Source organism: Actinomadura sp. WMMA1423 (assembly GCF_006547145.1).
GTDB lineage: Bacteria > Actinomycetota > Actinomycetes > Streptosporangiales > Streptosporangiaceae > Spirillospora.
Genome location: NZ_CP041244.1, coordinates 6227877 through 6249270 on the forward strand (window position 1 = coordinate 6227877; position 21394 = coordinate 6249270).

A 21394-nucleotide genomic window follows, 5' to 3' on the forward strand; every position below is an offset into this window, starting at 1 on the left:
ACAGTATCGATCTTCGGACGCACCGGAGGCCGGGCGGTTCCGCCCCGGCGGGACCGGTTCACAATCCAGTGTGACGCGTGTTACAACGGGCGAGAGGATCTTGTAACGATCCATCAGGGAGTGTGCTCATGTCAGTGTCACGCCGTCAGCTCCTCGCCAGGACGGGTGCGGTGGGGGCGGGGATCGCCTTCAGCGGAGCCGTGGAGCAGTTGTTCGCCGGGAGCGCGTCCGCCGCCCCGACCGGCGGCCACGACGGGTACGGGCCCCTCGTGCCCGACCCGAAGGGGCTGCTGGACCTGCCGCGAGGCTTCCGCTACACCGTCCTGTCCCGCGAGGGCGAGCCGCTGCGGTCCGGAGAGGGGCCGGTGCCGAGCCACTGCGACGGCATGTCCGCCTTCCCCGGCCGCCGGGGCCGGACGTGGCTCGTCCGCAACCACGAGAACCGCCCGGACGCCGAGCACCGCGTACCGGCCGTCAGGGGCGTCACCTACGACCCGGCCGGCCTCGGCGGCTGCACCGCGCTGGAGGTCGACGCGGCCGGGCGCGTGCACGCCGAGCGCGTCGCGATCGCCGGGACGGCCGTCAACTGCGCGGGCGGCCCCACCCCGTGGAACACCTGGCTGACCTGCGAGGAGACCGAGGACAAGGCCGGGACGGGGAACTACACCAAGGACCACGGGTTCATCTTCGAGGTCGACCCGTACGACCAGGCCCGCACCGTCCCCGAGCCGCTGACCGCGATGGGGCGCTTCCAGCACGAGGCGATCGCCGTCGACCCGCGCGACGGCACCGTCTACGAGACCGAGGACGCCTTCGAGAAGCCGTTCGGGCTGTTCTACCGGTTCCTGCCGAAGCGGCCGCGCGGCGGTTCCGGCAGCCTGCGGGCCGGCGGCCGCCTGGAGGCGCTGTGCGTCCCCGGCGTTCCCGATCTCTCGGTCGTGCAGGAGCCCGGCACCTCGTTCGACCACGTCGAGTGGAAGAAGGTGCCCGACCCGCTCGCGGCGCAGACCCCGATCCGGTTCCAGGACTTCGGGTCCGGCGGCGTCACCCACGCCCAGAAGCTGGAGGGCTGCTACTGGGGCGGCGACCGCGTCTACTTCGTGTCGAGCTTCGCGAAGACGGGAGACGGCTCCCGCGCCGACCACTTCGGGCAGGTGTGGTCCTACGAGCCGCGCCACCGCCGGCTCACCCTCGTCATCGTGTTCGGCCCGGACACCGACCTCGAGAAGCCCGGCGAGTCGCCCGACAACATCTGCCTGGCCCCGCAGGGCGGCCTGATGGTGTGCGAGGACGGGAACGGCGCCCAGCACGTCTTCGGCGTCTCCCGCCGCCGCACGGTGTACCCGATGGCCCGCAACCGCCAGAACATCGGCACGGACGCCGAGCCCGAATGGGGCGAGTGCGCCGGGGTCACGTTCTCCCCGGACGAGCGCACGATGTACGTCAACGTCTACACCCCGGGCACGACCTTCGCCGTGACCGGCCCCTGGCGCCGCTGACCCGCCTCAGATCCGGCGCAGTCTGACTCGCTGGACCTCGTGGTCGCGGTTCTTGTGGAGGACGAGGGTGGCGCGGGCGCGGGTCGGCAGGATGTTGGAGACGAGGTTGATCTCGTTGACGTCCCGCCACACGCGCTGCGCGAAGGCGGCGGTCTCGTCCTCGTCCAGTTCGTGGGCGTACTTGTGGAAGTAGGAGCGCGGGTCGGTGAAGGCGGTGCGGCGCAGGGCGAAGAGCCGGTCGATGTACCACTGCCGGATGTCCTCGACCCGCGCATCCACATAGATGGAGAAGTCGAAGAAGTCGGACACGCCCAGGGTTCCGGGCGGCGGCGCCTGGAGCACGTTCAGGCCCTCCACGATCAGGATGTCGGGGCGCCGGACGGTCTGCACCGCGTCCGGGACGATGTCGTACTCCAGGTGCGAGTACACCGGGATCGACGCCTCCGGGGCGCCCGACTTGACCGCCGACACGAACCGGACCAGGGCGCGGCGGTCGTAGGACTCGGGGAACCCCTTGCGGTCCATGATCCCGCGCTCGGCCAGAACGGCGTTCGGGTAGAGGAAGCTGTCGGAGGTGACCAGCTCCACGCTCGGGTGATCCGGCCAGCGGGCGAGGAGCGTGCGCAGCAGCCGGGACGTGGTGGACTTGCCGACCGCGACGCTGCCCGCCACCCCCAGGATGAAGGGGGTGGGCCGCACCTCGCCGCCGAGGAAGCCGCTGACGGTGTCGCGCAGCCGCCCGTCCGACTGGAAGAACAGGTTGAGCAGCCGGGACAGCGGCAGGTAGACCTCCTCGACCTCGGTGATGTCGATCGGGTCGCGCAGGCCGCGCAGGGCGTCCAGCTCACCGGGGGTGAGCGGGAGCGGAGTGTTCTCGCGCAGGCCGCGCCAGTCCTCCCGGGAGAGTTCCACGTAGGGGCTCGGCACGCTGTCCCATCCGCTCGTCATGCCTGAACAGTAGCCGGGCCAGGTTCCGGTCAGCGGGTTTCCACCGGTCGTTCACGCTAGCGTCATGATTCCGGGGCCCTCGCAGGTGGGTCCGGTGCGCAGCACCGAATAGAGTTGCCGCCATGTGCGGAATCGTGGGGTACGTGGGCGGCCGTTCCGCCCTCGACGTGGTCGTCGACGGGCTGGCGCGGCTGGAGTACCGCGGCTACGACTCGGCCGGAGTGGCCGTGCTGGCCGACGGCAAGCTGGCGACGGCCAAGCGCGCGGGCAAGCTCGTGAACCTGCGCGGGGCCCTGGCGGAGGAGCCTCCGCCCGCCGGGACGCTCGGCATGGGCCACACCCGGTGGGCGACCCACGGGCCGCCGAACGACCGCAACGCCCACCCGCACGTCGACTGCACCGGCTCCGTCGCGGTGATCCACAACGGCATCATCGAGAACTTCGCCGAGCTGCGGGCCGAGCTGGAGGAGGGCGGCCACGGGCTCGTGTCCGACACCGACACCGAGGCCGTCGCCCACCTGCTGGAGGACGAGCTGAAGGGCGGCGGCGACCTCGCCGACGCGATGCGCCGCGTCTGCGGTCGGCTGGAGGGCGCGTTCACGCTGGTCGCGACGCACACCGGCTCCCCGGGCCTGGTCGTCGGGGCCCGCCGCAACTCCCCGCTCGTCGTCGGCGTCGGGGACGGTGAGAACTTCCTCGCCAGCGACGTCGCCGCGTTCATCGAGCACACCCGGGACGCGATCGAGCTGGGCCAGGACCAGGTCGTCGAGCTGCGCGCCGAGGGCGTGACGGTCACCGACTTCGACGGGCGCCCCGCCGAGGTGAAGGAGTACCACGTCGACTGGGACGTGTCCGCCGCGGAAAAAGGCGGCTACGACTACTTCATGCTCAAGGAGATCGCCGAGCAGCCGCGCGCCGTCGCCGACACGCTGCTCGGCCGGATCGGTGCCGACGGGCGCCTGCACCTGGACGAGATGCGCATCCCGGACCGGGAGCTCCGCGAGGTCGACAAGATCATCATCGTGGCGTGCGGGACGTCCTACCACGCCGGGCTGATCGCCAAGTACGCGATCGAGCACTGGGCGGGGCTGCCCTGCGAGGTCGAGCTGGCCAGCGAGTTCCGGTACCGCGACCCGATCCTGTCCCCGACGACGCTGGTCATCGCGATCTCCCAGTCGGGCGAGACGATGGACGCCCTGATGGCCGTCCGGCACGCCCGGGAGCAGAAGGCCAAGCTGCTCGGCATCTGCAACGTCAACGGCTCCACGCTGCCCCGCGAGTGCGACGGCGTCCTCTACACCCACGCCGGGCCCGAGATCGCGGTCGCGTCCACCAAGGCGTTCCTCACCCAGCTGGTCGCCGTCTACCTGATCGCCCTCTACATCGCGCAGGTGCGCGGCACCAAGTGGGGCGACGAGGTCTTCGCCATGGTCCAGCTCCTGGAGCGGATGCCCGAGAAGGTGGAGAAGGTCCTGGAGACCATGGAGCCGGTGCGCGAGCTGGCCCGCTCCCTGGCAGGCGAGCGGTGCGTGCTGTTCCTCGGACGCCACGTGGGCTTCCCGGTCGCTCTGGAGGGCGCGCTCAAGCTCAAGGAGCTGGCCTACATGCACGCCGAGGGCTTCGCCGCCGGCGAGCTGAAGCACGGCCCGATCGCCCTGATCGAGGAGGGCCTGCCCGTCGTGGTCGTCGTGCCGCCGCGGGCGCGGGACGTCCTGCACGACAAGATCGTGTCGAACATCCAGGAGATCAGGGCCCGCGGCGCCCGGACCATCGTGATCGCCGAGGAGGGCGACGAGTCGGTCCAGCCGTACGCGGACACCCTGATCAGCGTTCCGGCCGTCCCGACGCTGCTCCAGCCGCTGGTCACGACCGTTCCGCTGCAGGTTTTCGCGTGCGAGCTGGCCACCGCCAAGGGCCACGACGTCGACCAGCCCCGCAACCTCGCCAAGTCCGTCACCGTCGAGTAGCCCGGCTCCGGCCGTCCGACCCGGGTTCTGGTGAAGAGCCCGGATTCTCCTGAACCCTCCCGCGGCGGGCCGCGTCTCACCGAGACCGGGACCGGTCCGGCGGCGGAGGTGGCGGGTGGCGGAAGACGGCGGCATCGCGATCGAGGCGCGCGGGGTGGTGCGGCGCTTCGGGCCGGTGGAGGCGCTGCGCGGCCTCGACATCACCGTCCCGTACGGGCAGGTCACGGCGCTCGTCGGGGCCAACGGGGCGGGCAAGACGACGCTGCTGCTGATCCTGGCGACGCTGCTCGCGCCCGACGCGGGCACGGTGCGGATCGCCGGGCGGGACGCGCTCGCCCGTCCCGCCGAGGCCCGCGACGAGCTCGGCTGGATGCCGGACACCTTCGGCGTCTACGACCAGCTCACGGTGGACGAGTACCTGGGGTTCTTCGCCGACGCCTACGGGCTGGGCAGGCAGGAGCGCCCGCAGCGGATCAGGGCGCTGCTCAGCCTCGTCCACCTGGAGGACCACCTCGGGCGGCCCGTCCACGCCCTCTCGCGCGGCCAGAAGCAGCGGCTCGGGCTGGCGCGGGCCCTCGTGCACCGCCCCGGCGTCCTGCTGCTGGACGAGCCCGCGTCCGGGCTCGACCCGCGCTCCCGCATCGAACTGCGCGACCTGCTGCGGTCCCTCGCGGCCGAAGGGGTCGCGGTGCTCGTGTCGAGCCACATCCTCAGCGAACTGGAGGAGATCGCCGACCGGGTCGTCCTGGTCGACCACGGCCGGACGGTCGGGGACCACGCGATGGCCGATCTCACCGGCGCGGCGGCCCGGGTCCGGTGGCGGATCCGCTCGCTCGACCCCGAGCCCCTGGCGGCGGCGCTCGCCCGCGAGTTGGAGGAGATGCCGGAGGTCCGGGCGGTCGACACGGCGGGCGGCACCGAGGTCGGACCGCTCACCGAGGGCGAGGCGGCCTGGCTGCTGGCCAGGCTCGTCACCGCCGGCGTGCCCGTCAGCGGGCTCGCACCCGCCGGCAGCGCGCTCGAGTCGGCGTACCTGGCGATGACCGAGAACCGGAGTTGAGCGACATGACCGCGCGGGGAATCGACCTGGTGGCACGCCAGGAGATCAGGACCCGGCTCCGGACCGGCCGCTGGAAGGTCCTGCTCGCGGTCTGGTGCCTGGTCGTCAACGGGCTCGGGCTGCTGTTCCGGCTGGCGCTGGAGTACGACGACACCTCCTCCTACGGCGAGCCCGGCGTCCCCATGTTCGGCGGGGTCCTGCTCGGCGTGCTGGTGCTGACGCTGCTCGTCACCCCGGCGCTCGGCGGCCAGTCGATCAATGGGGACCGCGAGCGCGGAACGCTCGCGACGCTCCAGGTCACCCGGCTCACCCCGGGCGAGATCGCGCTCGGCAAGCTCGCCGCCTCCTGGGGGACGGGCCTGGTCACCCTCCTGCTGACGCTGCCGAGCCTGCTCCTGCCGGTCGCCGAGGGCGCCGTCGGCGTGGGCCGGGCCCTGGTCGTCCTGCTGGTGACGGCGCTGCTGATCGGCGTGGTCTGCGCGGTGTCGCAGGCCTGGTCGGCGCTGGTCGCCCGGAGCGTCACCTCGATCCTCCTGTCGTACCTGACGGTGTTCGGCCTGCTCGTCGGGACGCCGCTGCTGTTCGCGCTCGCACTGCCGCTCTCGTCGGACCGGGTCGCCGACTCCAGCGGCGGCTACGACGAGGAGCACACCGAGCGGATCTGGTGGCTGCTGGCCCCGAACCCGGTCGTCGTGCTCGCCGACGCGGCCCCGCGCCTGCCCGAGCGCCGCGTCGTCGTCGGCGACGTGGTGGCCACACAGGCGCCGCAGTCCGACCCGCTCGGCGGGATCAGCCGCAGCGTGCGCGACATCCGCGCGGGGGACCACGGCTACGAGCCGGACCGCGAGGACGGGGCCGCGGTATGGCCGTGGGGGCTGGGCTTCGACCTGGTCCTCGCGGGGGGCGCGGTCGCGCTCACGGCCTCACGCCTGCGGACGCCCCTGTACCGGGTCCCCAGAGGCGTCCGCGTGGCCTGAGCGGCGTCCCGCGTGGCCTGAGCGGCGTCCCGCGTGGCCTGAGCGGCGTCCCGCGTGGCCTGAGCGGCGTCCCGTGCGGCCTGAGCGGCGTCCCGTGTGGCCCGGATCGGTCTTCGCCTGCCCGAGCGGTTTTCGCGGGACGTGAGCGGATTCACAATGCGATCATCTTCCGGGAAATGCGATCAGCGGGAGCGGCGTGCCGCGAAAGAACGTGCGGCCTGCCACGGAACAGCGCGTGTCCGCTCCCGCTGAACGCAATTCTCCGGCCGGTTGGAAATCTCGCCGGATCTGCAAGTTGCAGTGACTGTTTCAGCGAGTGTCGAAACGACCGTCCCTGGCGTGCTCGGTGAACCTGCGCCATTCATCCGGCCGGAACGACAGGATCGTCGCGGTGTCCTCGGTGTCGCGCACGGATATGACGTCCTCCTCGCGCCGTGCGACCTCGACGCAGCCGTTGCTGGCGCCGCATCGGGCGCTCTTTCTCCATCGGGCGGGCGGTGTCCCCTGGAAACTCATTCCGGCTCCCTGCATCGAAAGTTGCATTTGCCCGCGGCCGCGCTGCCGTGCATCAAGCACACGGTAACAAGATCGCAAAAAACGCCTGATCACGTCCGGGTGGCGCGGTACCCGTGTGACAGGCGTGCAGAGGTAGTTCCAGAGTCACGGTTGGGAGGGCGACGAGCCGGGTCGGCGCGGTGGACCCGGCTCGTGCGGCGTGGCCCCGAGCGCGCTGGCGGAGGGGGCCGGACGGCGCGTCGCGCCGGGTCAGCAACCCAGGTCGAAATCACCCTTCTTTGCTCGATCGAGGAATTCCCGCCATTCCGCCTGGGAGAACGACAGGACCGGACTCTGCGTACCGTACTTGGCGTCGCGGGCCCCGATAAAACGGGACGAATCGGTTAGCGTTCCGATCTCGACGCACGTGTTGCTCGCCCCGCAGTGGGCGCTTCTCCTCCATTGTGGAACAGGAGTGGCGAAAAGGGACACTCGGTGCCTTTCACAAGGATTGAGCCCTTAGCGGGCCGTCACCACGCGTCTCTGGCCTCGGCGATGCGCTGCCGCGATTGCGCGGGATCCAGCGCCTGCCGGGACAGGCTCGAATAGGCGAGCCGGTACATATAGGTGACGGCTTCTTCCGCCAAGTGGCTGATCGTCAGTGATTCCGTGTGAACGATATCATTAAAGGTGATGTCGTGCACCGAGGAGAATTCGAGAAGGATAAACGATTCAGCCAACACCGAGTGTGCTATGTCCAAGGGCAGGATCTGCAGGGTCACGTTGGGGCGCTCGGTCATCTGGTACAGATGTTCGAGCTGCTCGCGCATGACCTTGTGGTCGCCGATGCGGCGCAGCAGAACCGCCTCGTCGATAACCGCCGACAGTTCCAGCGCGGTGGGCCCGTCGAGCAGTTCGCGCCGCCGCATTCGCACTTCCAGCCGGCGGTCGAGCTCCTGCGGGGGCAGGGTGGCCAGGTCGCTCCACCCGCCGATGACATTCCGGGCATAGTTCTCCGACTGCAACAACCCGGGAATGACGGTGCTGCCCCATTCCCTGGCCGCCGTCGCCTCGGCCTCCAGCGCGATGAAGTCGGCGAGCTCGCTCGGCAGGTCGCGGTAGTCCTCCCACCAACCCCGCTGGGCGGCGTCGTGCGCCAGAGCGATCATGTCGTCGTGCCGTGCGCCGCCGACCTCGTACAGCTCCAGCAGCCGCCGCACGTCGCCGATCTTCGCGCCGGTCCGCGCGTTCTCGATCCGGCTCACCTTGGCGGTCGACCAGGCGAGCCTTTCGGCGACCTCGTCTCCGGTGAGGCCTCTGGCCTCGCGCAGCCTCCGGAGCTCGGCGGCCAGTCGCCGCTGACGTACGGAGGGACCACGGGAAGTGCTCATTGCTCGGGCCTCTCCAGTCCCGGCGGACTGATCTGGGCGCATTCTGCCGCACCGGGGGGCCGCGGCGCGAATACATCGGACCGGATGACCAAGATTCTACGACTGAAGATTCTTTTACGCACATGACACCGAAACTTGCGGTGCAAGTTGTGATCAAGCGCGTCCGCGGTTGCGGAGGGTCCCCCCGTGGCACTCTAAGTGTGTGATCGACTTGGGGAGCCGCGGATGAGGTACGCGCACGAGGTCGGCAAGGTCCGGACGGCCGAGCGGGCCCTCATGGCCCGGCTCCCGGACGGCGCACTGATGCAGCGCGCCGCCGCCGGGCTGGCCTCCGTCTGCGCGCGCCTCCTGCCCGCCGTGTACGGGGCCCGCGTCGTCCTGCTGGTGGGCGGCGGCGACAACGGCGGCGACGCCCTCTACGCCGGCGCCCGCCTCGCCCGGCGCGGCGCCCGCGTCCAGGCCGTCCAGGCCGGGTCCAAGATCCACCCGGGCGGGCTGGCGGACCTGCGCGCCGCCGGCGGCCGGCTGCTGGACTCCGGCGCGCAGACCGCGATCGCCGGAGCCGACCTGATCATCGACGGCCTGACCGGCATCGGCGGGTCCGGCGGCCTCCGCGAGCCGCACGCCCGGTACGCCGCGCTCGCCTCCGAGTCCGCCGCCCTGGTGGTCGCCTGCGACGTCCCGAGCGGCGTGGACGCGAGCACCGGACGCGTCGAGGGCGCGGCCGTCCACGCCGACGTCACCGTCACCTTCGGCACCCACAAGCCGGGCCTGCTCATCGACCCGGGCGCGGCCCACTGCGGCGTGGTCGAACTGGTCGACATCGGGCTCGGCCCCGACCTGCCCGACCCCGACGTCGTCGCGGCACGTCCCGCCGACGTCGCCCCGCCCGAGCCGCGGCCCGAGTCCGACAAGTACCGCCGCGGCGTCGTCGGCATCCTCGCCGGCGGGGACCAGTTCACCGGCGCGGCCGTCCTCAGCACCGGCGGCGCGATCCGCGGCGGTGCCGGGATGGTCCGCTTCGCCTCGGTCGCCCGTCCGGTGGAGCTCGTCCGGCAGCGCTGGCCCGAGGTGGTCACCACGGTCGTCGAGCCCGGCCGCCACAGCGCGAAGGTCCTGGAGCGCATCGGACGCGTCCAGGCCTGGGTCGTCGGCCCCGGCCTCGGCACCGGCGACGCCGCCGAGTCGCTGCTGGAGGCCGTCCTCACCACCGACCTGCCCGTGCTCGTCGACGCCGACGGCCTCACCGTCCTCGCCCGCCGCCGCGACCTGCTGGGCCGCGCCGCCCCGACCGTCCTCACCCCGCACGCGGGGGAGCTGTCCCGCCTCGTCGCCGCCGACCGCGCGGACATCGAGGCCGCCCGCCTCGACCACGTCCGCCGCGCCGCCGCCGAGCTCTCCGCGACCGTTCTGCTCAAGGGCTCCACGACCCTGGTCGCCGAGGAGGACCGCCCCGTCCGCGTGAACCCGACCGGCACCCCGCGCCTCGCCGCCGCCGGCACGGGCGACGTCCTGTCCGGCCTGATCGGCGCGCTGCTCGCAGGCGGAATGCCCGCCCTCGACGCGGCCGCCGCCGGCGCCTACCTGCACGGCCTGGCCGCCCGCCTGGCCGCGGCCCCCTCCCCGGGCCCCGAAGCCCCCATCAGCGCGCAAGACGTGATCGGCGCCCTCCCCGCCGCATTCCGAAGCCTGGGTTAGCCCGTCCCCGGGCGGGGCTGAACCCTGGGGCGGGCATTTGCGTCTTATCAGGCGGGGAGCGCCGGGGGGAGCGCTCGTGAGCCGCTGTTCCGGGTCTGACCTGGGTGATAAGGCCCGGGCACGGGTGCGGGGACGGCAGACTGGGTGACCATGAGGGTTCCTGCAGAGGCACGGATCGATCTCGGCGCCATCGGCCACAACATCGGGGTGCTGCGCGAGCACGCGCGGGGCGCCGAGGTGATGGCCATGGTGAAGGCCGAGGCGTACGGGCACGGGCTGGTGGAGGCCGCCCGCGCCGCGCTCGCCGGCGGGGCGTCCTGGCTGGGCGTCGCGAAGCTGGCCGAGGCGCTGCGCCTGCGGGACGCGGGCCTCACCGTCCGCGCGCTGGTCTGCGTGGGCGTCCCCGGCGAGCCGTACGAGGAGGCCGTCGCGCGGGACGTCGACCTCACCGTGGGGGCGGTCTGGCTGCTGGACGAGGTCGTCCAGGCGGCGGAGCGGGCAGGGCGCGAGGCGCGGATCCATCTCAAGGCCGACACCGGCATGTCTCGCGGCGGTGCCAGGGGCGAGGGCTGGGAGGCGCTGGTCGACGCGGCGCTCAAGGCCGAGGCCACCGGGCACGTGCGGGTGGCCGGGGTCATGTCGCACTTCGCCTGCGCCGACGAGCCCGGCCATCCCTCGATCGCGGCGCAGATCGGCGCGTTCACGGAGATGGTGGCGCACGCGGAGAAGGCCGGGGCGCGCTTCGAGGTGCGGCACCTGTCGAACTCGGCGGCGGCGCTGACCCTGCCGGAGGCGCGGTTCGACCTCGTCCGGCCGGGCATCGCGACGTACGGGCTGACGCCGGTTCCGGCGCTCGGCGGGTTCGGGCTGCGGCCCGCGATGACGCTCGTGGCGGACGCGGCGCTGGTCAAGCGGGTTCCGGCGGGCAGCGGGGTCTCCTACGGCCACACCTACCACACCGAGCGGGAGACCACGCTGGCCGTGGTCCCCGTGGGATACGGGGACGGGATCCCCCGGCACGGGTCCAACCTGCTGGAGGTCCTCGCGGCCGGGCGCCGTAGGACGATCGCCGGGCGGGTCTGCATGGACCAGTTCGTCGTCGACCTCGGCGACGACCGGATGGCGGCCGGGGACGAGATCATCCTGTTCGGCCCGGGCGACCGGGGCGAGCCGACCGCGCAGGAGTGGGCGGAGGCGCTGGGAACGATCTCGTATGAGATCGTCACCCGCATCGGGGCCCGGGTACCGAGGGCGTACCCGGGGGCGCTGTAGGGGGCGCGGGAATGGACAGCAGGAGCAAGCGCAGGATCGGCGTCGCCGGTGTCGTCGCGGGCGTGGGCGCGGCCGGGGTGGGCGCGGCGGTCGGGCTGCGGCGCCTCGCCGTCGGCCGGGTCCGGCTGCGTCCGGATCCGGACGCGGCCGAGCCCTTCGGGAAGCTGCGGGGGCGGGAGCTGCCCGTCCGGGCCGACGACGGCGTCCCGCTGCACGTGGAGGTGGACGGCCCCGACGACTCCGACCTCACCGTCGTGTTCTGCCACGGCTACACCCTCAACCAGGACGCGTGGCACTACCAGCGCCGCGACCTGCGGGGGGCGCTGCGGCTGGTGTTCTGGGACCAGCGCAGCCACGGACGCTCGGGGCGAGGGCGGGCCGGGGACGCGACGATCGAGCAGACCGGCGACGACCTGCGCGCCGTCCTGGACGCGGCCGCCGGACCGGACCGCCGGGTCGTCCTCGTCGGGCATTCCATGGGCGGCATGTCGATCATGGCGCTGGCCGAGAAGCACCCGGAGCTGTTCGGGACGCGGATCGTGGGCGTGGCCTTGGTGAACACCTCCTGCGGCGACCTCGGGGAGATGACGCTGGGGCTGCCGCTAGTGCTGGCCAAGGCCGTCCGGCCGCTGGCCCCGGGGACGCTGCGCGGCCTCGGCCGCCGCGTCGAGCTGGTCGAGAAGGCCCGGGGGCTGGGGGCCGACCTGGCGTTCGTCGTCACGCGGAAGATGGCGTTCGCCGACAAGTACGTCAGCCCGTCCGTCGTGGCCTTCCTGGAGGAGATGATCAGGCGGACCCCGATCGACGTGATCGCGGAGTACTACCCGGCGCTGATGGCGCACGACAAGGTCGGCTGCACGGACGTGATCGGCCGGGTCCCGGTGCTGGTGGTGGCGGGCGGCCGCGACCGGCTGACCCCCGCCGAGCACGGCCGCCGCATCGCCGCGGCGCTGCCGGACGCGGAACTGGTAGAGGTGGAGGAGGCCGGGCACGTGCTGCCGCTGGAGTACCCGGGCGTGGTGACCGGGGGCCTGCGCCGGCTGGTCGAGCGGGTCCGTCCCGTCTACGAGGAAGAGGAGCGCACCGCGTGAACGCCGTCACCGTCACCGTCCCGACCGCCGAGGACATGCGCGAGCTCGGGCTGCGCCTGGCCGGGATGCTCCGGGCGGGCGACCTGCTCGTGATGACGGGCCACCTCGGCGCGGGCAAGACGACGCTCACGCAGGGCATCGGCGAGGGCCTGAAGGTGCGCGGCCCGATCACCTCGCCCACCTTCGTCATCGCGCGGGTGCATCCGTCGCTCGCGGGCGGTCCGTCCCTGGTGCACGTGGACGCGTATCGCCTCGGCGGTTTCGCGGAGCTGGACGATCTCGATCTCGACGCGTCGGTCGCGGAATCGGTGACGATCGTGGAATGGGGAGAAGGACTCGCCGAAGGACTGGCCGAGGACCGGCTGGAAGTGATCATTTCTCGCGGGGACGGACCCGGCGAGGAGCGCGAAGTAAGGATCGTCGGGGTCGGTGAGCGCTGGTCCGGCCTCGAACTCGCCCCCGGATGATGCGGGACTGGCAACTTCTACGGATTTTGCCGGGCCGACTGGTCCTTTTTCTGGCTTGATGTCGTACTCTTTGCCGGAACAAGCCTCACCTTCGCGACATATCGATTTCCAACGGGAGTGGGAACCGGTGAGTGGTAGCCATCGCAGCGGGAATCCCCGCGACAGCTACCGCGATTCGGGCGGTGGCCAGGGATCAAGCGGCGGTTACCGGCCGGACGGCGGTGGATACGGCGCGGGCGGAGACGCGTACGAGCGGTACTCCTCGGGACGGCCGGGGAGCGGTCCGTACCAGCGCGAGACGGGCCCGTACCAGACCGGTAGCGGCGGCTACCGCTCGGACGCCGGTGGATACCGCGGCGAGGAGAGCGGCGGGTACCGGACCGAGAGCGGCGGCTACCGCACCGAAAGCGGCGGCTACCGGTCCGGCGGCGGTCCCCACCGCGGCGGGAGCGGCGGCTACCGCACCGGCAGCCACCGGGTGGCGCGCGATCGCCGCGCCGGACGGCGCTGGGCCGTCATCCTCGGCGGTGCCGCCGCCGGTATCGCCGTCTGCGGGCTCGCGGTGTTCGCCGTCCTGAGCGGCGTCGGGGCGAGCGGGGAGAAGAGCACCGGGCAGGTCGTCGGCAGCGGCGCCACCGAGAACTCCCCGATGTCCAAGGGGGAGCGCGCGGCCGTCCCCGACTCCTGCACGATCGTCGGCGACGACCTGATCGGGCGCCTGGCGCCCGACTCCGAGCGCACCGAGGCCGACAACTACCAGGGCGACGACCAGCAGAACCAGTGCGTGTGGGGCGCCTACGCGGGCGACAGGCGGCGGCAGCTCACCATCGAGCTGCGCGCGATCGCCGGGTCGGCCGGAGCGTCGCCCACCGACGCCGCCCGCAAGACGTTCGTGACCGAGCGGACCGCCGACGAGTCGGGCAAGGCCCTGCTGGCCGGGCAGAAGCTCACCGACAAGCGCCGGCTCACCGACGTCGGCGACGAGGGCTACGTCGTCTACAGCGTGGACAAGGGCCAGGGCGCCGGCGAAGCCATCGGCAACGTCCGGGTCGCCAACGTCCTCGTCACCGTCCACTACTCGGGTTCGAACAAGGGCGACCCGCTGTCCTCGGACGCCGCGACCGGCGGCGCCACCGAGGTCACCAAGGCCGTGGCGACCGCCCTGTCCCAGCGCTGAACCCGGCCTTGCCCGCCGGGCCCGCCCGGGCCGGAGCCGAGCGACCTCCGGCCGGCGGCCGGTAGGCTTACAACCCGTGCTGGTCTTGGCTTTCGATACCGCGACCGCCGCGATCACCGTGGCGCTGTACGAGTGGACCCCCGGCGAGGGCACGGTGCCGCGCGGCCTGGCTGAGGCCGTCGACCGGCGGCGCCACACCGAGCTGCTCACCCCCTCCATCGCGGAGGTGATGGCGGAGGCGGGGGCGGCACCGAGCGACCTCAGCGCTATCGCCGTCGGCGTCGGTCCGGGGCCCTACACGGGGCTGCGGGTCGGGCTCGTCACCGCGCGCGCCATGGGCGAGGCCCTCAGCGTCCCCGTGCACGGTGTCTGCACGCTCGACGTCATCGCCTGGGCCACCCGGCGGGACGGCCCGTTCGCCGTCGCCACCGATGCCCGCCGCAAGGAGGTCTACTGGGCGCGTTACGACTCGGCGCGCTTCCGGGCCACCGAGCCGGCCGTGGGCCCGGCGGCGGACGTCCTGGAAGGCGCGCCCGAGGGGCTGCCCGTCGTGGGCGAGGGTGCGGCCCTGTACCCGGAGGTCCTCGGAAGCTCCGGGCACGAGCCGCTGCTGCCCACCGCCGGGGCCCTCGCCGAGCTGGTCGTCGCGCGGCTGTCGGGCCTGAAGGGCCCCGAGCTCGTGGCGCCGGAGCCCCTCTACCTGCGCCGGCCGGACGCCAGGGAGCCGGGCCCCCGCAAGAAGGTGACGCCGGCGTGAGCGACATCGTCCTGCGGCCCATGACCAGCGCGGACCTCCCGGCGGTCCACCTGCTGGACCGGGTGCTCTTCCCCGAGGACACCTGGAGCGAGGCGATGCTGGCCGCCGAGCTCGCCGACCAGCCCCGCACCCGGCACTACGTCGTCGCGGAGGCGCCCGGCGGGGAGATCGTCGGCTACGCGGGCCTCGCCGCGGCGGGCGGGCAGGCCGACGTGCAGACCATCGGGGTGCGCGCGGACCGGCGCAAGGGCGGCATCGGCGCGAAGCTGCTCACCGCCCTGCTGGAAGAGGCCGTCCGGCGGGGGAGCGAAGCGGTGTTCCTGGAGGTCCGCGCCGACAACGACGCCGCCCACCGCCTCTACGAGCGGTTCGGCTTCGAGCGGGTCGGCATCCGCAAACGCTACTACCAGCCCTCGGACGTGGACGCGATCGTCATGTGCCGCAAGCTGCGCGACCGTCCTCCCGTGGGCTTCAACAGGGCCGAATGAGCCGGTAGGGAGACTCACGTGATTCGGGACGAGCCACTGGTGCTCGGGATCGAGACCTCCTGCGACGAGACCGGGGTCGGGATCGTGCGCGGGCACACGCTGCTGGCGGACGCGATCGCCTCCAGCGTGGACCAGCACGCCCGGTTCGGTGGCGTCGTTCCGGAGGTCGCGTCGCGGGCGCACCTGGAGGCGATGGGGCCGACCGTCGAGCGCGCCCTGGCGGACGCCGGGGTGGCGTTCACCGACGTGGACGCGTTCGCGGTGACCGCGGGCCCGGGCCTGCCGGGGGCGCTGATGGTCGGCGTCGCCGCGGCCAAGGCGTACGCGCTGTCGCTCGGCAAGCCGCTCTACGGCGTCAACCACCTCGCCGCGCACGTGTGCGTCGACCAGCTCGAACACGGTCCGCTGCCGAAGCCGTGCGTGGCGATGCTGGTGTCGGGCGGGCACTCCTCCCTGCTGCTGGTGCCGGACGTGGCGGGCGACGTCCGGCCCCTGGGCAGCACGGTGGACGACGCGGCGGGCGAGGCGTTCGACAAGGTCGCCCGCGTCCTCGACCTCGGATTCCCCGGCGGCCCCGTCATCGACCGCATGGCCCGCGAGGGCGACCCGGCCGCGATCGCGTTCCCGCGCGGCAAGTACAACGACGGCACCTACGACTTCTCGTTCTCCGGCCTGAAGACCGCCGTGGCGCGCTGGGTGGAGGCGAAGGAGCGCGCGGGCGAGCCCGTCCCGGTCGCCGACGTCGCGGCGTCCTTCCAGGAGGCCGTCGTGGACGTCCTGACGCAGAAGGCGCTGAAGGTCTGCAAGGACAACGGCGTCGACGACCTGCTGATCGGCGGCGGCGTCGCGGCCAACTCGCGGCTGCGCGCCCTCGCGGCGGAGCGCTGCTCGGCGGCCGGCGTCCGCCTGCGCGTCCCGCGCCCGAAGCTGTGCACCGACAACGGCGCCATGGTCGCGGCCCTGGGCTCGGAGCTGGTCGCCTCCGGCATCGGCCCGTCCGACCTGGAACTGCCCGCCGACTCCAGCCTCCCCATCGAGGCCGTCACCCTGCCCTGAACGGGCCCCCCGGCGCCCCGGCGCGAACCCCGGACGCGCCGCCGCTCCGCAAGGCCGGCGCCTCAGTGCCGCCGTGCCCGCCTCAACAGGCGGGACGTGCAGTCGGAGGCGGGGCCTGCGCTGCCACGGCGGGGCCTCGGCGCCGGGCTCGCCTCGTATGGCCCGGCGTAGGGCCGGACGTGCCGCTGGAGGCGGGGCTGGGGCGTTGGGGCGGGGCTTAGCTGTGGGTCTGTCTCAGCACTGGGCGAGGAGGCCGGCCAGGTAGTCCTCGTAGAGGGGGACCTGGGGTTCGTCGATCATGCGGTTGTCGTCCTCGGGGAGCAGGTCGAGGACGCTGCGGACGTCCCAGTACGGGTCGTGCGCGTGGCCGCCGGAGACCTGGTCGAAGGAGCACAGGAACCGGTCGGCGACGGACGCGCCGTAGCGCAGCGCCAGGCCGCGGCGCATGCAGGCGATGTCGACGGAGACGGGACCGGACGAGGCGTCCGACCAGTCGACGATGCCGGTGAGCCTGCCGTAGGACCACAGCGTGTTGTCGGCGTGGTAGTCGCGGTGGACGAACCGGGCGGGCGCCTCCGGGGCGGGCCGGGCGGCCACCTCGAAGGCGCGTTCCCACAGCTCGGGACGCAGCGCGTGCTTGGGCGGGAGCCGCACGTCGAGCCGGTTGTGCGGGACGTACGGCGGCATGGTGGACGCGCCGTTCAGCTCGTGCACCGACAGCAGCGCGGCGGCCAGCTGGATCAGGTACTCGGGCAGGTCGTCCTGGGAGGGGCGCGGCGGGTGGCCCCTGAGCCGGGTGATGAGCAGGGCGGGAACGTCGCAGTAGGCGCCGGACGGGTCGGCGGCTACCAGCGACGGCGTGGGGATCTTGCATCCGGCCAGGAGCGCGAGCGCCGCGATCTCGCGCTCGGGGGAGAACTCGGCGTCGCCGTAGCCGCGGCGGGCGGGGGCGGCCTCGCGATTGGTCCAGCGGCGCAGGACGAGGTGGTGCGCCTCGCCGGAGCGGCTCTCGACGAGGAGGGCGTGGTTGGCGTGGGCGGTGCCGCCGGCGAGGGGCCGCACCATGCGGACCTCGGCGCCCTTGCCGAGGCACTCCTCCACCCAGCGCAGGGTGGTGTGCCCGGGCGGGACGCCGGTCGGCAGGCAGGGAGCCGGTGTGTGGGTCACCTGATCCATGAAAACGGATTCCGAACGGTATCGGGAGTGATTTTGCGAAGACGGAAAGTAACAAAACGCACGTCACGAGGGTGACATGAAGGAAGCATGTCCGGTCGTTCCGGCGGTTCTCGGACAAACGCCGCGGATACCGGGAGGTACATGAGTGCCGGGTGGGGCCCGCGCCGGCCCCACCCGGACGCCTTCGTCTCCCTTGTCAGTCCTTGGCCTCGCGGCGGGGACGCAGCAGCGCCTCGGCGAGCGCGAGCATCGTCTCCTCCAGGGTGGACAGCCGCTTCAGCACGTCCTCGTGCACCGCGTTGACCTGCTTGGCGACGTCGTCGTGGACGCCGTCGACCTTCCGGCCGACCTCGTCCTCGACGTGGGAGAAGCGCTTGGCGACGTCGGCCTGGGCGGCGTCGGCGCGCCGCGCGGCCTCGTCCTGCATGCTCTCCACCCGCCGCGCGAACTCCGCCTGGACGCCGCCGACCTGGCGGGCGACGTCCTCCTGCATGTGGCCGACCTGCTTGGCGACGTCGTCGTGGATGGTGCCGACCTGCCGGGTGACGTCGTCGTGGATGTCGCCGATCCGCTTGCCGAAGTCGTGGTGGACGCCGCTGACCTGCCGCGACACCTCGCTGTGCACGGACTGGACCTGCTTGGCCACGTCGGCGTGCACGGACTCGACGCGGCGGGAGACGACGTCCACCTGGGCGGTGAACTCCTCCAGCGCGCCGTCGACCCGCTTGGCGACCTCCTCGTGGATGCCCTCGATGCGCTTGCGGACGTCGTGGTGCACGTCCTCGAACCGGCGGGAGAACTCGTCCATGCGCTTGGCGACGTCGCTGTATGCGGTCTCGGCGATCTGCGACATGGTGGCCTTGACCTCGTCGCGGTCGGGCCGGGCGCGCAGCTCCTCGACCAGCGGGTCGACGGCCTCGGCGAGGTGCTTCTCCAGCGCGTCGAACCGGTCGCCGTACTCGGCGTCCGGGCGCTGCGCGAGATCGGTCAGCGCCCGGTGCACCTCGGCGATCCCCAGCGTGGCGGGCAGCCGGCTGATCCGCTCGCCGACCCCGTCGAGGCGGCCGTCGAGGCCCTCGAACCGGCCGTCCAGGCCCTCCAACTTGCCCGACAGCCCTTCGAGGCGGCCGTCGACGCCGTCCAGCCGGCCGTCGAGGCCGTCGAGCCGGCCGCCGACGCCCTCGACCCGGCCGCTGACCGCCTCGAGGCCCTGCTCCATCCGCTCGGCCATCTCGCCGAGCGCCTGGTCGACCCGTGCCGTGACCCCGTTGATCGAGTGTTCCAGCCGCTCGGACCGGTGGCCGAGCTCCGCGAGCGACTTGTCGAGCCGGTTGAAGCGGACGGACGCGGCCTCCATGCTGCCCTGGAGCTTGTCGAGCCGCTTGGTCATCTCGTCCATGCGCTGGGACGCCTGCTGCGTGGCGTCGGTGATCTGCTGCGCCGAGTCGAGGACCGCCTGGATGCGGGTCAGTCCCTCGTCGACGTTCTCGGCCACCACGCCGACGTCGGCCCACAGCGCGGGCAGCTCGGCCACGGGTTTGACCCGCTCGCCGAACGCCTCGATGTGCTCGGCCAGGCCCTCGGCCCATTCGGGGGGCTTGCCGGACAGTTCGTCGACCTGCCCGCGGACGCTCTCGAGCTGCCCGGTCAGCCCGTTGAGCTCCCGCTCGCGGACCTCGCGGAGCAGCCACTCCATGCCTTCCAGACGCTGGCGGATCTCGTCCAGGACCTGACCCTGTGAGCGCTGTTCGTAGACGTGGTCCTGCGCCGCCCGGGCGAGCAACTCCCGCATCCGGTCCGAGACCGGTTGACCCCCTGTCTGCAGGAAGTTGTGATTCGTTTCCACCCGATGCTCCTTCGTGTGCCGGCGCGACGAAATGACGCACGGCAAATGAATCTCTGGAGTGGCCACTGTAGTGCGTGTAGAGGGCGGCCAAAACGGGTAGCAGAGAAGATTGCGAGTTCTGCGGAATGCGCCTGTTATCCGGCTAATGCGAGTAGTGAGAAAAGCCGGGTGCATTGAAGGACTCCCGGTTTGCGATCCCTCGCCCCTTTTATTGGGAGAGGTGAGGTGCGCGGCAGGCTGCGGTGCGGGACGGTTCCGGCGTTCGGGGTGGCGTTCTGTCAGTACATCTCGCCCAACATCGGCAGTTCCCGAGCCCCGCGGCCTGCCACGCCCGCCCGACGCGTGTGAGGCGGACGTGACGCGCCGCAACAGGCGCCGGGCCTTTTCGGGACGGCTTCGGGGGGACCGATGGCCCGGCCGCTGAACCTCCCTTGGTGTTCTCGGGCCGCCCGGCCTCGCCGGACCGATTTCCCGGGCCGCGTCGCGCCGTTGCCGGGCGGCCGCAATCCCTGGTGCGGCCGATGCCGGAAAGCCTCGATGATTTGCGCCGCCGTGGCGCGTCGCCCCGCCCCGCTTGGCGTTGCGCCGCCGCGCGGAAGATCTTTGGGCAGGGTTGCCGGGCGGCGCCCGTCCCGGCGGGTCAGGCCCCGGCGACGGGGTGCGCCAGCAGCGCGACGGGGTCGCTCCCCACGCGGGTCGCCACGAGGGTCAGCTCCTTGGCGCCGCGTCCGGACCGGCGCCCGCCGAAGCCGAGGTCGCGGCGGAGCCGGTCCACGTCGACGGCCGAACCGCGCTTCTTGACGGTCAGCACCCCGACCTCGCGGCGGCGCAACTCGGCTCGCAGCCGCTTCACGGAGAAGGGCAGCACGTCCTCTATCTCGTAGGCGGAGGCGAAGGGCGTCGGGCGCAGCTCGTCGGACGTGACGTAGGCGATGCGGGGGTCCGCCAGGCCGCCGCCGACCAGATCCGCGACCTCGCCGACCAGATGGGCCCGGATCACGGCGCCGTCAGGCTCGTACAGGTACCGGCCCCATGCGCGCACGTCCGGCTCGCCCGACCCGCGGGGAGTCAACGTCCACAGCTCTGTCCCCTGGGAGGGCTCCGCATCGGGGAGACGGGTGTCGGACGGGAGGAGGGTGGCCCGCCGGCGGGCCTCGCCGGCCAGACCGCCCAGCCAGATGACGGCCTCCTTGACGTCGCCCCCGACCGAGATCCACTCGGCTTCGGCGTCGTCCGGCACGGCCTCGTGGGGAATGCCGGGTGCGACCTTCAGGCAGGCCGCGGGCACCCGGCGGGCCATGCCCAGGACGATGTCGAACGGCGGCTCGTAGGAGCGGGGATCGAAGACCCGGCCCCGCGCCGTACGGCGCCCGGGGTCGGCGAAGACCGCGTCGAACCCGGACGGGTCCTCCTCGGTCGCGTCCCCGACCCGCACGGAGGCGAGACCGTCAAGGCCGAGAGCGGCCAAGTTGGCCCGGGCCACCTCGGCCGTCAACGGGTCCAGCTCCACGCCCTCACCGGCGAGGCCCGCGCGCGCTCGGGCGATGAGGTCCGCCCCGATCCCGCACCCCAGTTCCAGCACACGCGCGCCGGGAAGCCGGGCCTCGAACCTGCGGGCGCGATAGGCCGCCACACTCGCGCGGGTGGCCTGCTCAAGCCCCGCCTGAGTGAAGTACATGCGGTCGGCGTCCGCCGCGAACTTGGCCCGGGCGCGCACTCTCAACCGCACCTGCGTCAGCGCGGCGGCCACGAGCGAGGGGGCGTGCCGCTCGCGCAGCCGCGACGCCGTGGCGAGCAGGCCGTCCTCGCTCACGTCCGACGCGGCCGCCTCGTCGAGGAGCGCCTGGCCGGAGGGGGTGCGCAGGGCCCGGAACGACGCGATGTCCATAGGGTGGAAGTTAGCGGCAGAGGACGGGAGCCGGAGCCGGGTGAACGCCCGGAGACGGCCGCCGGACCGGATGGTGACGGTGCCGGCCCCCGCGCCGGCTCCGTGTTGACGGGGTAACGGGCACGGAATAGTGTCACGACT

General features: G+C 72.6%; 19 protein-coding genes. 12 read left to right on the top strand and 7 right to left on the bottom strand.

Translation table 11 applies throughout. The features are described 5' to 3' along the window. Nucleotides 1–128: 128 nt before the first annotated feature. Entirely contained in the window at nucleotides 129–1499 is a 1371-nt protein-coding gene (locus FKD65_RS28930) for an alkaline phosphatase PhoX (RefSeq protein WP_141580711.1), read from the top strand. Between the two features lie 6 nt (nucleotides 1500–1505). On the opposite strand, the gene coaA is transcribed toward FKD65_RS28930, so the two are convergent. After that, nucleotides 1506–2447, bottom strand: a complete 942-nt coding sequence (coaA, locus tag FKD65_RS28935) for a type I pantothenate kinase (RefSeq protein WP_141580713.1) — start codon at nucleotides 2445–2447, stop codon at nucleotides 1506–1508. A 122-nt stretch (nucleotides 2448–2569) separates the two neighbouring features. Between coaA and glmS the strand changes: the two genes are divergently transcribed. From glmS to FKD65_RS28950, 3 genes are all read left to right on the top strand, one after another. Then, on the top strand, nucleotides 2570–4414 hold the full coding sequence (gene glmS / locus FKD65_RS28940) for a glutamine--fructose-6-phosphate transaminase (isomerizing) (RefSeq protein ID WP_141580716.1): 1845 nt from the start codon (nucleotides 2570–2572) through the stop codon (nucleotides 4412–4414). Nucleotides 4415–4529: 115 nt separating this feature from the next. Continuing rightward, nucleotides 4530–5474: an ABC transporter ATP-binding protein gene (locus tag FKD65_RS28945; protein WP_141580718.1), complete on the top strand. Its 945-nt coding sequence runs from the start codon at nucleotides 4530–4532 to the stop codon at nucleotides 5472–5474. Nucleotides 5475–5479: 5 nt separating this feature from the next. Further along, nucleotides 5480–6451: an ABC transporter permease gene (locus FKD65_RS28950; RefSeq protein ID WP_141580720.1), complete on the top strand. Its 972-nt coding sequence runs from the start codon at nucleotides 5480–5482 to the stop codon at nucleotides 6449–6451. 309 nt (nucleotides 6452–6760) lie between these two features. Here the strand turns inward: FKD65_RS28950 and FKD65_RS28955 are convergent, their stop codons facing one another. The 3 genes from FKD65_RS28955 to FKD65_RS28965 all read right to left on the bottom strand — a co-directional run bounded on the left by FKD65_RS28955 (nucleotide 6761) and on the right by FKD65_RS28965 (nucleotide 8337). Beyond that, a complete protein-coding gene (locus tag FKD65_RS28955; RefSeq protein WP_141580722.1) occupies nucleotides 6761–6967 on the bottom strand; it encodes a DUF397 domain-containing protein in 207 nt (68 codons plus the stop codon). Between the two features lie 249 nt (nucleotides 6968–7216). Continuing rightward, complete coding sequence (locus tag FKD65_RS28960) at nucleotides 7217–7438, bottom strand: DUF397 domain-containing protein (protein ID WP_141580724.1); 222 nt, start codon at nucleotides 7436–7438, stop codon at nucleotides 7217–7219. Between the two features lie 38 nt (nucleotides 7439–7476). Then, nucleotides 7477–8337, bottom strand: coding sequence for a helix-turn-helix transcriptional regulator (locus FKD65_RS28965; RefSeq protein ID WP_141580726.1), 861 nt, complete (start codon nucleotides 8335–8337; stop codon nucleotides 7477–7479). A 225-nt stretch (nucleotides 8338–8562) separates the two neighbouring features. On the opposite strand from FKD65_RS28965, the gene FKD65_RS28970 reads away from it, so the two are divergent. The 8 genes from FKD65_RS28970 to tsaD all read left to right on the top strand — a co-directional run bounded on the left by FKD65_RS28970 (nucleotide 8563) and on the right by tsaD (nucleotide 16343). Next, nucleotides 8563–10035 carry an NAD(P)H-hydrate dehydratase gene (locus FKD65_RS28970; RefSeq protein ID WP_141580728.1) on the top strand — a complete coding sequence of 491 codons (1473 nt, stop codon included), beginning with the start codon at nucleotides 8563–8565 and terminating at the stop codon, nucleotides 10033–10035. Between the two features lie 150 nt (nucleotides 10036–10185). Continuing rightward, nucleotides 10186–11307, top strand: coding sequence for an alanine racemase (gene alr / locus FKD65_RS28975; RefSeq protein ID WP_141580730.1), 1122 nt, complete (start codon nucleotides 10186–10188; stop codon nucleotides 11305–11307). Between the two features lie 11 nt (nucleotides 11308–11318). After that, nucleotides 11319–12398 (top strand): alpha/beta fold hydrolase, encoded by a 1080-nt coding sequence (locus FKD65_RS28980; protein WP_141580732.1) that lies wholly within the window; start codon nucleotides 11319–11321, stop codon nucleotides 12396–12398. 35 nt (nucleotides 12399–12433) lie between these two features. After that, complete coding sequence (tsaE, locus tag FKD65_RS28985) at nucleotides 12434–12865, top strand: tRNA (adenosine(37)-N6)-threonylcarbamoyltransferase complex ATPase subunit type 1 TsaE (protein WP_141587142.1); 432 nt, start codon at nucleotides 12434–12436, stop codon at nucleotides 12863–12865. A 127-nt stretch (nucleotides 12866–12992) separates the two neighbouring features. Continuing rightward, entirely contained in the window at nucleotides 12993–14042 is a 1050-nt protein-coding gene (locus tag FKD65_RS45075; RefSeq protein WP_205718280.1) for a hypothetical protein, read from the top strand. A 76-nt stretch (nucleotides 14043–14118) separates the two neighbouring features. Further along, nucleotides 14119–14799 (top strand): tRNA (adenosine(37)-N6)-threonylcarbamoyltransferase complex dimerization subunit type 1 TsaB, encoded by a 681-nt coding sequence (gene tsaB / locus FKD65_RS28995; RefSeq protein ID WP_141580734.1) that lies wholly within the window; start codon nucleotides 14119–14121, stop codon nucleotides 14797–14799. Beyond that, complete coding sequence (gene rimI, locus FKD65_RS29000; RefSeq protein ID WP_302931555.1) at nucleotides 14796–15287, top strand: ribosomal protein S18-alanine N-acetyltransferase; 492 nt, start codon at nucleotides 14796–14798, stop codon at nucleotides 15285–15287. The genes tsaB and rimI overlap by 4 nt, the downstream gene beginning before the upstream one ends. A gap of 18 nt (nucleotides 15288–15305) precedes the next feature. After that, complete coding sequence (gene tsaD / locus FKD65_RS29005; RefSeq protein ID WP_205718281.1) at nucleotides 15306–16343, top strand: tRNA (adenosine(37)-N6)-threonylcarbamoyltransferase complex transferase subunit TsaD; 1038 nt, start codon at nucleotides 15306–15308, stop codon at nucleotides 16341–16343. Between the two features lie 234 nt (nucleotides 16344–16577). On the opposite strand, the gene FKD65_RS29010 is transcribed toward tsaD, so the two are convergent. The 3 genes from FKD65_RS29010 to FKD65_RS29020 all read right to left on the bottom strand — a co-directional run bounded on the left by FKD65_RS29010 (nucleotide 16578) and on the right by FKD65_RS29020 (nucleotide 21253). Continuing rightward, nucleotides 16578–17510 carry a phosphotransferase family protein gene (locus FKD65_RS29010; RefSeq protein WP_240809649.1) on the bottom strand — a complete coding sequence of 311 codons (933 nt, stop codon included), beginning with the start codon at nucleotides 17508–17510 and terminating at the stop codon, nucleotides 16578–16580. Between the two features lie 205 nt (nucleotides 17511–17715). After that, nucleotides 17716–19365 carry a hypothetical protein gene (locus FKD65_RS29015; protein ID WP_141580738.1) on the bottom strand — a complete coding sequence of 550 codons (1650 nt, stop codon included), beginning with the start codon at nucleotides 19363–19365 and terminating at the stop codon, nucleotides 17716–17718. Between the two features lie 640 nt (nucleotides 19366–20005). Further along, nucleotides 20006–21253, bottom strand: coding sequence for an SAM-dependent methyltransferase (locus tag FKD65_RS29020; protein WP_141580740.1), 1248 nt, complete (start codon nucleotides 21251–21253; stop codon nucleotides 20006–20008). Nucleotides 21254–21394: the final 141 nt, after the last annotated feature.

What these genes read in the sequence shown, in the direction of transcription:
- FKD65_RS28930 (WP_141580711.1), top strand. Translation starts at nt 129, where the DNA reads ATGTCAGTGTCACGCCGTCAGCTCCTCGCCAGGACGGGTGCGGTGGGG.
- coaA (WP_141580713.1), bottom strand. Translation starts at nt 2,447, where the DNA reads ATGACGAGCGGATGGGACAGCGTGCCGAGCCCCTACGTGGAACTCTCC.
- glmS (WP_141580716.1), top strand. Translation starts at nt 2,570, where the DNA reads ATGTGCGGAATCGTGGGGTACGTGGGCGGCCGTTCCGCCCTCGACGTG.
- FKD65_RS28950 (WP_141580720.1), top strand. Translation starts at nt 5,480, where the DNA reads ATGACCGCGCGGGGAATCGACCTGGTGGCACGCCAGGAGATCAGGACC.
- FKD65_RS28955 (WP_141580722.1), bottom strand. Translation starts at nt 6,967, where the DNA reads ATGAGTTTCCAGGGGACACCGCCCGCCCGATGGAGAAAGAGCGCCCGA.
- FKD65_RS28965 (WP_141580726.1), bottom strand. Translation starts at nt 8,337, where the DNA reads ATGAGCACTTCCCGTGGTCCCTCCGTACGTCAGCGGCGACTGGCCGCC.
- FKD65_RS28970 (WP_141580728.1), top strand. Translation starts at nt 8,563, where the DNA reads ATGAGGTACGCGCACGAGGTCGGCAAGGTCCGGACGGCCGAGCGGGCC.
- alr (WP_141580730.1), top strand. Translation starts at nt 10,186, where the DNA reads ATGAGGGTTCCTGCAGAGGCACGGATCGATCTCGGCGCCATCGGCCAC.
- FKD65_RS28980 (WP_141580732.1), top strand. Translation starts at nt 11,319, where the DNA reads ATGGACAGCAGGAGCAAGCGCAGGATCGGCGTCGCCGGTGTCGTCGCG.
- tsaE (WP_141587142.1), top strand. Translation starts at nt 12,434, where the DNA reads ATGCGCGAGCTCGGGCTGCGCCTGGCCGGGATGCTCCGGGCGGGCGAC.
- FKD65_RS29020 (WP_141580740.1), bottom strand. Translation starts at nt 21,253, where the DNA reads ATGGACATCGCGTCGTTCCGGGCCCTGCGCACCCCCTCCGGCCAGGCG.